The organism is Cellulosimicrobium arenosum, from assembly GCF_014837295.1.
Taxonomy (GTDB): domain Bacteria; phylum Actinomycetota; class Actinomycetes; order Actinomycetales; family Cellulomonadaceae; genus Cellulosimicrobium; species Cellulosimicrobium arenosum.
Map to the genome: position 1 here is coordinate 39,888 of NZ_JACYHB010000017.1, position 15,015 is coordinate 54,902.

General features: G+C 75.6%; 12 protein-coding genes. All 12 read left to right on the forward strand.

The window, feature by feature from the left end:
* Positions 1–38: 38 nt before the first annotated feature.
* The 12 genes from IF651_RS16335 to IF651_RS16390 all read left to right on the forward strand — a co-directional run bounded on the left by IF651_RS16335 (position 39) and on the right by IF651_RS16390 (position 14,945).
* Positions 39–620: a hypothetical protein gene (locus IF651_RS16335; RefSeq protein WP_241744541.1), complete on the forward strand. Its 582-nt coding sequence runs from the start codon at positions 39–41 to the stop codon at positions 618–620.
* Positions 617–2,287, forward strand: coding sequence for an AAA family ATPase (locus IF651_RS16340; RefSeq protein ID WP_191830188.1), 1,671 nt, complete (start codon positions 617–619; stop codon positions 2,285–2,287). The genes IF651_RS16335 and IF651_RS16340 overlap by 4 nt, the downstream gene beginning before the upstream one ends.
* On the forward strand, positions 2,284–3,633 hold the full coding sequence (locus tag IF651_RS16345) for a hypothetical protein (RefSeq protein WP_191830189.1): 1,350 nt from the start codon (positions 2,284–2,286) through the stop codon (positions 3,631–3,633). Before IF651_RS16340 ends, IF651_RS16345 begins: the two co-directional genes overlap by 4 nt.
* Entirely contained in the window at positions 3,630–4,652 is a 1,023-nt protein-coding gene (locus IF651_RS17910; RefSeq protein ID WP_191830190.1) for a transporter substrate-binding domain-containing protein, read from the forward strand. The genes IF651_RS16345 and IF651_RS17910 overlap by 4 nt, the downstream gene beginning before the upstream one ends.
* Positions 4,649–5,755, forward strand: coding sequence for a hypothetical protein (locus IF651_RS16355; protein ID WP_191830191.1), 1,107 nt, complete (start codon positions 4,649–4,651; stop codon positions 5,753–5,755). Before IF651_RS17910 ends, IF651_RS16355 begins: the two co-directional genes overlap by 4 nt.
* Entirely contained in the window at positions 5,752–8,094 is a 2,343-nt protein-coding gene (locus IF651_RS16360) for a tetratricopeptide repeat protein (RefSeq protein ID WP_338404019.1), read from the forward strand. Before IF651_RS16355 ends, IF651_RS16360 begins: the two co-directional genes overlap by 4 nt.
* A complete protein-coding gene (locus IF651_RS16365) occupies positions 8,091–9,308 on the forward strand; it encodes a protein phosphatase 2C domain-containing protein (protein ID WP_191830192.1) in 1,218 nt (405 codons plus the stop codon). Before IF651_RS16360 ends, IF651_RS16365 begins: the two co-directional genes overlap by 4 nt.
* A 32-nt stretch (positions 9,309–9,340) precedes the next feature.
* Positions 9,341–10,621 (forward strand): VWA domain-containing protein, encoded by a 1,281-nt coding sequence (locus IF651_RS16370; RefSeq protein WP_191830193.1) that lies wholly within the window; start codon positions 9,341–9,343, stop codon positions 10,619–10,621.
* The gene (locus IF651_RS16375; RefSeq protein WP_191830194.1) at positions 10,618–11,469 is read left to right on the forward strand and encodes an FHA domain-containing protein; all 852 of its coding nucleotides are present in this window, start codon (positions 10,618–10,620) and stop codon (positions 11,467–11,469) included. Before IF651_RS16370 ends, IF651_RS16375 begins: the two co-directional genes overlap by 4 nt.
* 203 nt (positions 11,470–11,672) lie before the next feature.
* Positions 11,673–12,371: a biotin transporter BioY gene (locus IF651_RS16380; protein WP_191830195.1), complete on the forward strand. Its 699-nt coding sequence runs from the start codon at positions 11,673–11,675 to the stop codon at positions 12,369–12,371.
* 19 nt (positions 12,372–12,390) lie between these two features.
* Entirely contained in the window at positions 12,391–13,785 is a 1,395-nt protein-coding gene (locus tag IF651_RS16385; RefSeq protein ID WP_206715365.1) for an AMP-binding protein, read from the forward strand.
* A complete protein-coding gene (locus IF651_RS16390; protein WP_191830196.1) occupies positions 13,782–14,945 on the forward strand; it encodes a thiolase family protein in 1,164 nt (387 codons plus the stop codon). The genes IF651_RS16385 and IF651_RS16390 overlap by 4 nt, the downstream gene beginning before the upstream one ends.
* The last annotated feature ends 70 nt before the right edge of the window (positions 14,946–15,015 follow it).

Below are 15,015 nucleotides of genomic sequence, written 5' to 3' on the forward strand. Positions count from 1 at the left end.
TCAGGCACCGACGACGCGAACGGATGGGCGAGACGTAGATGGGCTGGTTCTCCGACGTCATCGGGCGTCTGGCGGGGCGCCCCGACGAGCCCCCCGCGCTCGCGCTGCCGGCCCCGCCCACGGCGGCGGACATCCTCGCGGCCGCGGAGCGCGTCGAGCAGCAGATCGAGGGACGGGTGCCGCCGGCGGTGACCGCGCGCGTGCACCGCATCACGGGCACGGTCGAGGAGATGGTGCCGCGCCTGGACCGCGTCGGCGGTGGGTCGCAGCAGGCGCACACGGTCGTCGCGACGGCGACGAGCTACCTGCCGGAGGCCGTCGGCGCGTACCTGCGGCTGCCCCGCGACTTCGCCGACCGGCGGGTCGTGGCGAACGGCAAGACGTCCCTGATGCTGCTGTGCGACCAGCTCGACCTGCTCGGCGTCACGCTCGACAAGATCTCCGACGCGGTCTCGCGCGCCGACGCCGCGGCGCTCGTCGCCCACGGCGCGTTCCTCGCGGACAAGTTTCGCGACTCCTCGATCGCGCTGGCCCCGGGCGCCGGGGCCGGTACCCCGCAGCCCGGCTCTCCCCCGGCGGGCGGCCCGCCGACCACCCACGGACGACTGGAGGCCCCGTGACGAGCGCACCCGACCTCGCCGCCACGCTCGTCACGCTCGCCGACACGGCGCGCGCCGCGGGCGTCGACCCCGACGCCGCGCTCGACGAGGGCGCGCGCCTCGCCGCGGCCGTCGCCGAGTCGTCCGCCGGGGCCCCGGCGGCCTGGCTCGCCGCGCTCGGTCGCGACCCGGGAGCGACGGGGGCGTTCTTCACCGCGGCGTCCAGCGCGCGCCGCTGGCGATCGGCGCCGACCGACGTCCTCGCCGGGCTGGTCGCCGCGCGCTCCACCCACGCGGCGGCGTACGGGCAGGCGCTGGCGGACGTCGCGGCGTCGGCCGCGACCCTCGGCGCCCCCGGCCGGCACGTCGCGGGCAGTGCCGCGGCGACGGCGTCCGTCCAGCGCACCGCGGCCGCGGGGCCCGCTACCGGCTCGCCCGTCCCCGGACTCCCGGGCCCGCCGCCGGCCCGCCCCCGGGGCGGTCCTCTCACCTCCCGCGGCGGCGGGTCGTCCCTCGACCTCGGTGACCTGTCCGCGCTCGGCGGTCTCGCCGGCATCACCCGCTCCGCGCCGCCGCAGGTGCCGTCCGTGGCGGGGATCCTCGACGCGCTCGGGCGCACCACTTCCACCGCCTCGCCCGACCAGCCGCCGGCCGACCAGCCGCCGGCCGACCACCAGCCGGCGGCCACCGGCCCGGGCAAGGCTGCGACGTCGGGCACGGGGGACGCGGCCGTCGCGGCCGAGGGCGAGACGCGGGACGAGCCGCTGCCGACGCTGGAGGAGCTGCTCGCGGACCTCGACGCGCTGACCGGGCTGACTCGCGTCAAGGACGAGATCCACCGGCAGACGGAGCTGCTGCGCGTCGAGAAGCTGCGCACGGAGGCCGGGCTGACCCGCCCGACGCTCACGCGCCACCTCGTCTTCCTCGGCAACCCGGGCACGGGCAAGACGACGGTCGCCCGGCTCGTCGCGGGCATCTACCGCGCGCTCGGTCTGCTCGCGAAGGGCCAGCTGGTCGAGGTGGACCGTTCCGAGCTCGTGGCGGGCTATCTCGGCCAGACGGCGGTCAAGACCTCGGAGGCGGTGGCGACCGCGATCGACGGCGTGCTGTTCGTCGACGAGGCCTACGGGCTCGCGGAGGACCAGTACGGCGCCGAGGCGATCACCACGCTCGTCAAGGACATGGAGGACCACCGCGACGAGCTCGTCGTCGTCGTCGCGGGCTACCCCGGGCCGATGGGCGAGTTCCTCGCCACGAACCCCGGCCTCGAGTCACGCTTCGCGACGACGATCACGTTCGAGGACTACACCGACGCAGAGCTGCGCGCGATCTTCGCGAGCATGGCCGCGCAGGCGGACTTCGAGCCCGCGCCCGGCGCGCTCGACGTGTTCGAGCGGCTCGCGGGGGCCCAGCCCCGCACCGAAGGGTTCGGCAACGCCCGCTGGGCGCGCAACGTGCTCGACGCCGCGATCTCTCGGCACGCCTGGCGCCTCAAGGACGTCGCCGAGCCCACCCTGGACGAGCTGCGCCTGCTGCAGCCCGCAGACCTCGTGGACGGCGAGGGAGCGCCGGAGCTGCTGGCGACCCTCGAGCCCCCCGGCACCGCGTCCGACGACCATCCCGCGACGATCGAGACGGCCGAGTCGGCGGAGTCGACCGAGCCCTCCACAGCCGAGGAGAACGCATGACGAGCACCCCGGTCCGTCCGGCGAGCCCGCCCGTCCAGGGCGCAGCGCCGCCGCACCGCACCGACCCCGACCCCGGCGGCGCCGACCCGGCCCCTGCCGCGGCGAGCACGGGCATGGCCCGGGCCCGTGGCGCGCTGCGCCGCACCCCGGGCCAGCTGCGGCTCGTCCTCGTGCTGTGCGTGCTCGCGACGCTCGTGGTGGGCCTGCTCGGCTTCCAGGCCGGCCGGGTCCAGTCGTCCGCGCTCGAGGCCGCGAGCGCGGACTCGGCGCAGCTCGTGGGGGTGCAGGAGGTCCGCAACGCCCTCGTCGCCGCGGACGCGACCGCGACCGGGTCGTTCCTCGTGGGCGGTCTCGAGCCGACGGAGCAGCGTGCGCGCTACGACGACCTCGTCGACACCGCCGCGGCCGGCCTCGCGGAGCTCTCCGGCAGCAACGCGGCCGACTCCGAGCTGCTGGGTCAGGTCGCGTCCGACCTCACCGTCTACACCGGTCTCGTCGAGCGGGCACGTGCGAACAACCGCCAGGGCTTCCCCGTCGGCGCCGCCTACCTCGACCAGGCCTCGACCATCCTGCGCGAGCAGATGCTCCCCGCGCTCGACGAGGTCGTGGTGGACGACGCCGACCGGGTCGCCGCGGACTTCTCCGGGGTGCGCAACGCGTTGTGGGTCCTCGCGGGTGCCCTCGTCGCGCTCGCCGTGCTCGTCGTCTGCCAGATGTGGCTCGCGCGCCGCACGCACCGGGTCCTGAACGTCGGGCTCGCCGTGGCGACGGGGCTGATCCTCGTCGTCGGGGTCGCCGGGACGATCATGCTCTCGAGCGCGAGCTCGCGCGCGCACGACGTGCGCGACGGGCCCTACGCGGCCACGCTCGCCGCGTCGCAGGCGTACTCGCTCGGGAACGACGCCAAGTCGATGGAGGCCTTCACGCTCATCAAGCGCGGGTCGGGACAGTCCTACGAGGACGCGTTCGTCGAGGCGACCGCCGACGCGGCCGAGCGCCTGGACACGGCGCAGTCCGACGGCGTGCTCGACGACACGACGGCGACGGCGTTGGACGACTGGGTCGCGCAGCACGCCGAGATCCGGGCGCTGGACGACGGCGGCGACTGGGACGCCGCCGTCGAGCTCGCGACGAGCACGGGCGAGGACAGCCCCAACGCCGCGTTCGCCGCGTTCTCCGACGCGGCGCGGGCGGACATCGAGGCGGGTGCAGCCCAGACGCGCGACGACCTCGCCTCGGCCGGCACGACCTCGGCCGTCGCCGGCTGGCTGCTGCTGGCGGCCGGGCTCGTCGCGGCACTTCTCGCCTGGCGCGGGGTCACAGCACGACTGGAGGAGTACCGGTGAGCACGACACCCCGCACCACGACCCGTCGGACGAGCACCCGCCGTGGCGCCAGGGCGCGCGCGGCGATCGGCACGGGCCTCGCGTCCGCGCTGCTGCTCCTCACCGCGTGCTCGGGACCGACCGGTGCCGACGACCTGCGCCTCGAGGCGCCCGAGCCCACGGCGGAGGAGGAAGCACCGGCGCCGTCGAGCACCGCGCCCGTCGAGTGCGAGGACCCGCTCGCGTCGTACGCGCCCGAGGGCGACCTGCCGGCACCGGGCTCGCTGCCGTCGGGCAGCACGATGGCAGAGATCCGCGAGCGCGGCTCGCTCGTCGTCGGCGTGTCCGCGGACACGCTGCGCATGGGCTCGCGCAACCCGCTGTCGGGGACGATCGAGGGCTTCGACATCGACGTGCTGCACGAGGTGTCGCGCGCCATCTTCGCCGACCCCGACCGCCTCCGGTTCCGGGTGATCACCTCGGGCCAGCGCATCGAGGTCCTCGAGAACGGCGACGTCGACCTCGTCGCCCGGGCCTTCACCATCAACTGCGAGCGCTGGGACCAGATCGCGTTCTCCGCGGAGTACTACCACGCGGGCCAGAAGGTGCTCGTCGCGCGCAACTCGGACGCGCAGGGCATCGACGACCTCGAGGGAGAGCGGGTGTGCGCGCCCGAGAGCACCACGACGCTCACCCGGCTCGAGGAGTACCCGGGGATCGAGCCCGTGCCGGCTGCGACGCACACACAGTGCCTCGTGCTGTTCCAGCAGGGCCAGGTGGACGCGATCACGGGGGACGACACCATCCTCGCGGGCTTCGCCGCGCAGGACCCGTACGCCAAGGTGGTGGGCGAGGCCATCAGCGACGAGCCGTACGGCATCGGCATCCCGCCCGAGAACGTCGACATGGTGCGGTTCGTCAACGGGGTGCTCGAACAGATGGTGGCCGACGGGACGTGGGCCGACCTGTACGACCGCTGGCTCGCCGAGCTCGGCCCCGCACCGGAGCCGCCGGAGCCGGTGTACGGTCGCGCCCCGTGAGCCGCACCACCGCTCCCGAGGCGCCCGGGCAGCTCGGCGAGGCGATCCCCGCGCGCGAGCTCCTGACCTACCTCGGCGCGCTGGAGACCTGGCTCGACGACCGGCGCACCGAGCTCGACCGGCTCGACGCGGCCGCTCAGGCCGCTGCGACCCCGGACGCGTACACCTCGGACCTCGTGCTGGCGCTGACCCTGTGGCAGGCGATCCGTACGCGCACGGACGAGATGCGCGTCGCGTGGGACTCCGGACGGGTCGACGCGGTCGCGCGGGAGAAGCTGTCCCGGCTCATCTGGGGCCGCCTCGACTCCGGGTCGGGAGCGGCGCTCGTCTCGCTCGTGGAGGCCGTCAAGCTCTGCGACGCGCTCGTCGTGCAGCTGCGCACCCGGCTGTCGTTCGACCCGCACACCGCCGACCACGTCGCGCGGCTCCGCGGTCTGCGCGCCGAGCTGGTGCGGTGCGAAGACCTCGCCGGCCCCGACACCGAGGCGCGCGGACGGGTCGAGGCGCTCCGCCGTCGGCTCGAATCCGTCACCGAGCGCGCGACGCGCGGTGCCGACGTGTCGGGTCCCCTGGCCGAGCTCGAGGCGGACACCGCGCGCGCCGAGCGCGACCTGATCGTCGGCTCGTCGCAGCGCCGCGAGCTCGCCCGGGACCAGGCGCGCACGTCGACCCAGCGCGACGCGCTCGAGGCCCGCGAACCCGTGCTGCACGACCTGGTCGCACGGTGCCGGCGCGAGATCGCCCGTCCGCCGCGCCTCGCCGTCCCGGACGTCTCTCGGCTCGGACCGGTGCCCGACTCACGGTTCGAGCTCGACGCCTACGCCGGTCGCCTCGCGACCGTGGGTCGCGCCATGGAGCACGTCGAGGACGCCTACGCCGCCCCGCTGCGCGAGCGCGCCGAGCTGCGCTACCGCCTCGAGGGTCTCGCGGCGAAGGCGCAGGCGAACGGCCGCTCCGCCTCCCCCACCGTCCGTGCCGGCCTCACCGAGGCCCGCGATGCCGTCGAGGCCGTCCCGTGCGACGTCACGCTCGCGCGGTTCCTCGTCGAGCAGTACCAGTTCCTCGCCCGAGACCTGCCCACCCCGGAAGGAGCGCCGTCGTGACGACTGCGACCATCCCGTGCTCGGAGCCCGGTTGCCCGGGCACCATCGAGGACGGCTACTGCAACGTGTGCGGCGCTCCCGCGGGCGGCATGTCGCCCGACGGGGGGGCCTCGACCTCGAGCCCGACCGGCACGTCCGCCACCGCCGCCTCCCCGTCCGCGATGCTCGGCACCGGGTTCGCCGAGGCGGGTCCGGCGACCCGGGGCACCGGCGCCGTCGACCCCGACGCCGAGCGCTCGACACGCACGGGCCGCACGAGCTCGAGCCGCCTCGCGACCGCTGCGCTGGGCTCGGCCCGCACGGTCGCCACGGGGTCGTCCGCGACCCGGAGGGTCGGGACCTCCTCGACCCGGCTGCGCGGGCACCGCCTCGGCGCAGGCCTGACGACGGTGCCCTCGACGCCCGTCACCGACCCGCTGCAGGCGGTCATGGCGGTGCCCGAGGTCCCCGAGCGCAAGCGGTACTGCCCGGCGTGCGGCGAGAAGGTCGGGCGCGCGCGCGACGGTCAGCCCGGCCGTACCTCCGGGTTCTGCGCGCACTGCGGCAACCGCTACGACTTCACGCCCCAGCTCGAGCCGGGCTTCGTCGTCGGCGGGCAGTACGAGGTCGTCGGGTGCCTGGCCCACGGCGGCCTGGGCTGGATCTACCTGGCGCGCGACCAGAACGTCAACGGCCGCTGGGTGGTGCTCAAGGGTCTGCTCAACTCGGGCGACCCCGACGCGTACGCTGCCGCGATCTCGGAGCGGCAGTTCCTCGCCGAGGTCGAGCACCCGCTCATCGTGGAGATCTACAACTTCGCGATGTACGACGGCGCCGGCTACACCGTCATGGAGTACGTCGGTGGTCTCTCGCTCAAGGAGATCCTCCAGGAGCGCCGCGAGGAGAGCGGTGGTGCGGTCGACCCGCTGCCCGTCGACCAGGCGCTCGCGTACGTGCTCGAGGTCCTGCCGGCGTTCGCCTACCTGCACGACCACGAGCTGCTGTTCTGCGACTTCAAGCCCGACAACATCATCCAGCAGGGCGACGGGGTCAAGCTCATCGACCTGGGCGGCGTGCGACGTGCGGACGACATGACGTCGGCGATCTTCGGGACCGTCGGCTACCAGGCGCCCGAGGTCGCCGAGGTCGGCCCGTCCGTGGCGTCCGACATCTACACGATCGGACGCACGCTCGCGACCCTCGTCCTGGACTTCCGCGGGAACACGTCGACCTACATGGCCTCCCTGCCGCCGGTCGCGGACACCCCGATCTTCCAGACCTACGACTCGTTCTACCGGCTCCTGGCGAAGGCGTGCGCCCTGAACCCGGCGGACCGGTTCGCCACGGTCGACGAGATGCGCCACCAGGTGGTCGGCGTGCTGCGCGAGGTCGTCGCGACCGACCGCGGACCGGGGAGCACCGCGCTGCACTCCGCGGCGTCCGTCCTGTTCGACGCCCCGGTCGCCGACGTCGCCGAGCGCCCCATGGCGTGGGACGAGCTGCCTGCCCTGCGGCGCGACGAGCACGACCCGATGGCGAGCTGGCTCGCCGGGGTGAACATCGCCGACCCCGAGGCCCGCATCCTGGCCCTGATGGACGCCCCCGAGTCCACGATCGAGGTCCGGCTCGCCATCGCGCGTGCCGCGCTCGAGGCCCGGTGGTGGGGCGACGTCGACAACACCATCTCGAACATCCTCACCGACGACCCGTGGGAGTGGCGTGCCGCGTGGGTGGCGGGGCTCAAGAACCTCGCGCGCGGCGAGGTCGTCGAGGCGCGCGCGTCGTTCAACGCGGTCTACGGGCAGGTCCCGGGCGAGCTCGCACCCAAGCTCGCGCTCGCGACCGCGTGCGAGCTCAGCGCCGAGCCCGAGATCGCGGAGTCGCTCTACGTGATCTGCGCGCGCTCGGACGCGAACTACACCGCGCCCGCCGCGTTCGGGCTGACCCGGATCCGGCGCGCCCGCGGCGACCTCGACGGGGCGCTGCACGCGCTCGACCTCGTGACGCCCACGCGCAGCTCGTACGTCGAGTCGCGCGTCCTGCGGGCACACCTGCTCGCCGACTCCGGACGAGGGCTGCCCGCCCTCGCCGACGCGATGGCGAGCGTCGGACAGGTGACGATCGCACCACGGGAACGGGCCGAGCTCTCCGTGGGCGTGCTGCGCTCCGCGCTCGACACCGTCACGCAGTCCGGCCCGTCGCCGACCACGCAGATCGCGGGCGTCCCCGCGGACGAGCCGGCGCTGCGCGACGCCCTCGAAGGGGCGTACCGCGAGCTGGCCGCCCTGACCGACTCGCGCGACGAGCGCATCTCGCTCGTGGACAGCGCGAACGACGTCCGCCGCTGGACCGCACGATGAGCGGCGCGGACGCGGGGCCGGGACCCGCCACCCAGCCGGTCGACGGCCCCCTCGACTGCCCGGCGTGCGGGGAGTCCGCAGCTCCGGGCAGCCGCTTCTGCGAAGGGTGCGGGACACCGCTCCGCACGGCTGCGCAGGTTCCCCTCGTGATCGACCCGGACCCGCCTGCGGCCGAGAGCGGGTCCGGGCCGGGGTCGGGGACCACGGCGCCCACGGCCCCGGCGTCCGACCCGGCGACCGCCGCACGGCCGTGCGTCCGCTGCGGTGGCGCGGTGGCCGACGACGGCTACTGCACCGAGTGCGGCGAGCCCGCGGCCTCCGAGCGCGACCACTGGTCGGAGATCCCCGCGACGTGGGTCGCCGGTGTCTGCGACCGGGGGATCCGGCACAGCCGCAACGAGGACGCGATGGCGCTGCACGCCTCGGCCGACGCCGGCGCGACCGGGTTCGCGGCACTCGTCGTGTGCGACGGCGTGTCCGCGGCCCCCGACTCGGACGTCGCGAGCCTCGCCGCCGCGACCGCGGCACGCGACGCCCTCGCTCGTGGCGGCCCGGGCGGCGCGGAGCCGGTCACCGGGACGCTCTCGGCCCGGATGGGGAGCTGGAGCGCGCTCGTCGCGAGCTCGTCCCAGGTCGCCAACGACGCGATCCTCGCGACGGTCGGCGAGATGGCCGACCGCGACAACCCGCCGTCGTGCACGTTCGTCGCGGCCGTCGTCGACGGCCCGCTGGTGGTGGTCGGCTGGGTCGGCGACTCGCGCGTCTACTGGGTGCCCGACGACGGTGACGCCCGTCAGCTCAGCGTCGACGACTCGTGGGCGCAGGAGATGATCGCCCAGGGGATCCCGCGGGCGGACGCCGAGAACGCCCCGCAGGCGCACGCCATCACGCGCTGGCTCGGGCCGGACGCCCCCGACCCGGCGGCCCGCACCGCAGCGACCGTCCCGGAGGGTCCGGGCTGGGTCCTGGTCTGCTCGGACGGGCTGTGGAACTACTGCTCGCCGGCCGACGACATGGCGACCCTCGTGCGCGCCACCCAGGAGGCCGTCGGGACGCAGCCCGGGGCGAACGGTCCCGATCCCGCAGACCTCGCCGGCGCGCTCGTCCGCTGGGCGAACGCCCAGGGTGGCCGGGACAACATCACGGTCGCCCTCGCCCGGTTCGCACCGGCGGCGGGCACCCCGGACGAGAACGCATCCGCCTCCACCCGATAACCTGCCGGAACAGCAACAGCGAAGGAGCCCCCATGGCCGAGTTCTCCGCCGAGGTCTACCAGAACGAGTTCCTGTCGGACGGCGCGACCGACGTGCACGCCATCGTGACGGTGACCTGCACGGGCGCCGGCACGGCCGGCGCCGAGTCGGGCGGCGGCGTCGCCGAGATCATCATGGTCGACACCTCGGGTTCGATGTCGGGGCGGAACATCGAGGCCGCCAAGCATGCCGCCTCGGTCGCCGTCGACCAGATCCTGGACGGCACGTGGTTCGCCATCATCGGGGGCTCGCACGTCGCGAACCGCGCCTTCCCGTACCCGAACGCGCGCGTGGCGATGGTCCAGATGGAGCCCGGCGCTCGTGCCGAGGCCAAGCGCGCGATCTCGATGATGACGCCGGGCGGCGGCACCGCGATGAGCACGTGGCTGCGTCTGGCCGACCAGCTCTTCGAGACGCTCCCCCGGTCGACGCAGCGCCACGCGATCCTGCTCACCGACGGGAAGAACGAGTCGGAGCCGCGGGCGAACCTGTCGTCGGCGGTGCGCGACGTCACGGGCCACTTCCAGTGCGACGCGCGCGGCGTCGGTTCGCGCTGGCAGGTCGACGAGCTGCGCGAGATCTCGACCGCCCTGATCGGCACGGTCGACCTCATCGCCGACCCCAGTCAGATCGCCGCGGACTTCGAGGCGCTGATGCGTGCCTCGATGGCACGCGGGGTCGCGTCCGCCGAGCTGCGCGTCTGGGCCCCGCAGGGCTCGACCGTGCTGTTCGTGCGCCAGGTGGCGCCCACGGTGGAGGACCTGACGACCCGGCGCAGCGAGGCCGGCCCCCTGACCGGCGGCTACCCCACGGGGTCGTGGGGCGACGAGTCGCGCGACTACCACGTCGCGGTGCGTGTCGCGTCCAAGCCCGTGGGGTCCGAGCAGCTCGCCGCGCGCGTCCAGCTCGCGGTGAACGGCGAGGTCGTGTCGTCGGGCCTGGTCAAGGCCAAGTGGTCGGCCGACGAGGCGCTCACCACCCGGATCAGCCCGGAGGTGGCGCACTACACGGGTCAGACCGAGCTCGCGACCGCCATCCAGGAGGGGCTCGCCGCCAAGGCGTCGGGCGACGAGGCGACCGCGACGGTCAAGCTGGGCCGGGCCGTCCAGCTCGCGCAGGAGACCGGCAACGACGAGGCGACGTCGCGGCTGCGCCGCGTCGTCGACATCGACGACGAGGAGCACGGGACCGTGCGGCTCAAGCGCAACACGTCCACGCTGGACGAGATGGCGCTCGACACCGCCTCGACGAAGACCACGCGAGTCCGGCGGTGAGCGCGCTCTGCCCGAACGGGCACGCCTCGGGCTCGACGGACTACTGCGACGTCTGCGGCATGCCCATGGGAGTCCCCGACCCTGCTCCCGCCGTCGACCCGGGAGCAGCCGTCGCCGGGTCCACGGCCGGCGCAGCCGCGCCCGAGGCGTGCCCCCACTGCGGCGCGGAGGCGGCGTCCGGCGCGCTCTTCTGCGAGAACTGCGGCTACGACTTCACGACCGGGTCGCTGCCCGACCCGGTCGAGGCTCCGTCCGCGCTCTCGCTCGACCCGCCGACGCCACCCGGGCGACCGGCCCCGGCCGCACCCTCGGTCTCGGACCCCGACCCGACCCCGGGTCCGAACCCGGGGTCGGCCGGGTCCGACGATCCCGACGAGCGCACGGCCTCGGGGACGAGCCCTGCCCCGTCGGGCGGCCACCTGGCCGCGCCCCCGGTACCGGGTCCGGACGAGTGGGTCGTGGAGATCTGGATCGACCCGGACTGGTACACCGAGCAGCAGGCCGAGGACCCGATGCCCTCGGCGGGCCTCCCGGGCCTCGTGGTGCTTCGCGAACGCAGCGTCCTGGTCGGGCGCCCGTCGGTCTCGCGCGGCATCCACCCGCTGGTCGACTGCGGCGCCGACACCGGGGTGTCGCGTCGGCACTGCCAGCTGACGACGGACGGTCAGCGCTGGTGGGTCGAGGACCTGCAGTCGTCCAACGGGACGTACGTGAGTCCCGCGGGCGAGGCTCTCCCGAGCGACCCCGTTCCTCCGGGGCAGCGGCAGGAGCTCGGTGACGGGGACCGGATCTACGTCGGCGCCTGGACCCGGTTGGTCGTCCGCAAGGCGCTCCCGGGCGAGGTCTGACACCGGACGGTCACCACGGGATGGAGGTTTCCTCCACCCGAACCCGGCTCCCGACAGTCAGGGTCGGAGGATTCCTCCAAGCGCTTGTGCGGTTCCCTGCAGGTCGGCCCCTCCCCGTGGTCCGCTTGCGCGACGGCGACGGCGTCGCGCGCGTACCAGAGTGGTCCGTGCCGACCGACCAGACCGCACGGAAGTGGAGCACCATGCCCCAGACGCCTCCCGGCGCACCCACCGAGCCAGCCGACACCACGGTGCCCGTCGGGCCCGCAGCTGCCGACCGGTCGGTGGGCCCCACCGACCGGGTGGAGGCCGCACCGTCGGCCGCGCCGGGCCGGGGTGCGAGCCGGTTCGCACTCGACGCGTCCGACGTCGCCCGGATCGCGACGTTCGCCGCGCTCGTCGCCGTCCTGGGCATGCCCGGGTCGGTCGCGTTGTTCGGCAGCGCGGTGCCGATCACGCTCCAGACGCTCGGCGTGATGCTCGCCGGGTCGATCCTCGGCGCGTGGCGCGGATTCCTCTCGGTCGCGACGTTCCTCGCGCTCGCCGCCGCCGGTCTGCCCGTGCTCGCCGGCGGGCGCGGTGGCCTCGCCGCGTTCGTCGGGCCGTCCGCGGGGTACCTGCTCGGGTTCCTCGCCGGCGCCGCGGCCGTGGGCTGGCTGGTCGACCACCTGCGCCGGGTCACGTTCTGGGGCGTCGCCGGCGCGTGCGTCGTCGGCGGCATCGCGGTCGTGTACGCGTTCGGGATCCCGGTCCAGTCGCTCGTGACCGGCGTCCCGGTGTCCACCACCGCGCAGCTCTCGCTCGTGTTCCTTCCCGGCGACCTGATCAAGGCCGTGGCCGCGGCCGCCGTGACCGTCGGCGTGCTGCGGGCCTATCCCGCCGCCCGCCGCCCGCGCGCCTGACACCTGCGAGAGTTGTCCGGTGCCCGTCGCCCCCCAGGTCCTGCGCCACGCCGCGGACCCGACCACGCGCGAACGACCCGCGCTGCGCACCGCCGACCGCACCCGCACCTACGCGGAGCTCGGCGTGGACGTGCGGACGGGGGCGCACGAGCTGCGCGCCACCGGGACCGGCACCAGCGACCTCGTCGCCGTCTCCCTCGCGGATCCGGTCGACCTCGTGACCGCGGCCCTCGCCGTCGACCACGCCGGGGCGACACCTCTGGTCTGCGACCCGGCATGGTCGCGGGCGCAGCGCGCCGAGGTCCTGCGGACCGTCGCGCCGCGCACGTTCCTCGAGGTGCCGCTGCCGCGGGGCACCGTCGGGTCCGGCACCGACGCCCCCGCCCGCGCCGCCCGGCCGGACGATCTCGCCTGGGCCGGCTTCTCGTCCGGGAGCACCGGACGTCCCCGCGCCGTCGTGCGGACGCGGTCCTCGTGGGCCGGCTCGTTCGACCACGTCACGCGGCTCACGGGCACGACGGCGACGGACACGGTGCTCGTCCCGGGCCCCCTCGCGTCCTCGCTGTCCTTCTTCGCGGTCGCCCACGCGCTCGCGACGGGCGCGTGCGCGTACGTGACGCGCACGCCCGCGGCGACGGCCACGGCCCTGGCGGTCAGCGACGTCGTGCACCTGGTCCCGCAGGTCCTGGACACGATCCTCGACGCGGTCGACGCCGGCGCCCCGTCGCGGCTGCGCCGTGCCGTGGTCGGGGGCGCCTCGGTCTCCCCCGGCGCACGGTCGCGCGCCGCGGCCCACGGCGTCGGCCTCCTCACCTACTACGGGGCGGTGGAGCTGTCGTTCGTGGCCGTCGACGTCGACGGCCGGGGGCTGCGGCCGTTCCCCGGCGTCGAGGTGGACGTGCGGCCGCTCACGGGAGCCCACGTCGGCGAGGTGTGGGTCCGCTCCCCCTGGGTGGCGAGCGGCTATCTCGCGCACGTCACGGGACCGCTGCGCCGCGACGGGCCCTGGGCCACTGTGGGCGACCTCGCGGACCCGCCCGGAACCGGCCCGCTCGTCCTGCGCGGACGGGGCGACGGCGCGATCCTCACCGGCGGCGCGACGGTCGTCCCCGAGGACGTCGAGATCGTCCTGCGCGCCGTCCCCGGTGTGCGCGACGTGGTCGTGCTGGGTACGCCCCACCGCCGGTTCGGGGCCGTCGTCACCGCGATCGTGGAGTGCGACGGGCTCCCGGGGCTGCGTGCCCATCTCGAGCGCGTCGCGCGCTCGGCGCTCGCTCCCGCGCAGCGCCCACGCCGCTGGTACGGCACGTCGACGCTGCCGCGCACGCCCTCGGGAAAGCCGGCCCGCGGTGCCCTGAGCGAGACGCTCGAGGAGCTCGAGACGTCCGGCTCCGACCTGGTGCCGCTGCGATGACCGACCAGCACGCACCGGTGGTCGTCGCTGCGCGGCGGACCTGGATCGGCACCGTCGGTCGCGGCCACCACGAGCGCACCGAGACGGACCTCGCGGCGGCGGTCCTCGCCGCGACGGCCTGCGACCTGCGCGGGCTCGGGAACGACACGCCCACGGACGACGTCGTGCTCGGCAGCTGCACCGGCCCGGGCGGCAACGTCGCGCGGGCCGCGGCGCTCGCCGCGGGGCTCGGCGTGGGCGTGCCCGGGCTGACCGTGGACCGCCAGTGCGGGTCGGGGCTCGCCGCCGTGATCGCCGCTGCCCAGCAGGTCCGTGCGGGCGACGCGCGCCTCGTCCTCGCGGGCGGCACCGAGAGCGCGTCGCGTGCTCCGCAGCGCGCCCACCGTGCTCCGCACGGCCTGACGCCGTACGCGCGCGCCGCGTTCACGCCGGCCCCGTGGGCCGACCCCGACATGGGTGCCGCGGCGGACGCGCTCGCCCGGCGCCGCGGCATCACCCGCGAGCGCCAGGACGCCTACGCGGTGCGCAGCCACACCCTCGCCCGTGCCGCGCACGCCGCAGGACGGTTCGGCCCCGAGTCCGTGCCGGTGGGCGACCGGCTCGACCGCGACGAGCGGGCCCGCCGGCTCGACCCGGACGTCGTCGGACGCCTGCGCGCGGCCTTCACGCCCGACGGCACCGTCACCGCGGCGACGGCGAGCCCGGTCAGCGACGGGGCGGCCGTCGTCGCCGTCGTCCCGGAGTCGGTCCGGCGCGACCTGCGCGTGCCCGGGCTGCGCGTCGTCGCCACCGCGAGCGTGGGCTGCGACCCGGCCCTGCCCGGCTGGGGACCGGTCCCGGCGACCCGCGCCGTGCTCGACCGCGCGGGGTGGTCCGTCGCGGACCTCCGTGCCGTGGAGATCGTCGAGGCCTTCGCCGCGCAGGTCCTCGCCATGACGGACGCCCTCGGGCTCGACCCGCTCGGCGGGGACGAGCGCGTCTGCGCGGACGGCGGCGCTCTCGCGCTCGGCCATCCGTGGGGCGCGACCGGAGCGGTCTCGGTCGTGCGGCTGTTCTCGCGACTGGTCCGCGCGGGCGCTCCGGCAGGGGCGCGAGGTCTGGCGACCGCGGCCGTCGGCGGCGGGACGGGCGTCGCTGCGCTCGTCGAGGTGGTCCGGTGAGGTGGCGTCGGGGAGGGTCGGCCCCGGCACCCGTGCGCGCGGCCGACGAGCCGGTTCCCGCGGTCGGCGG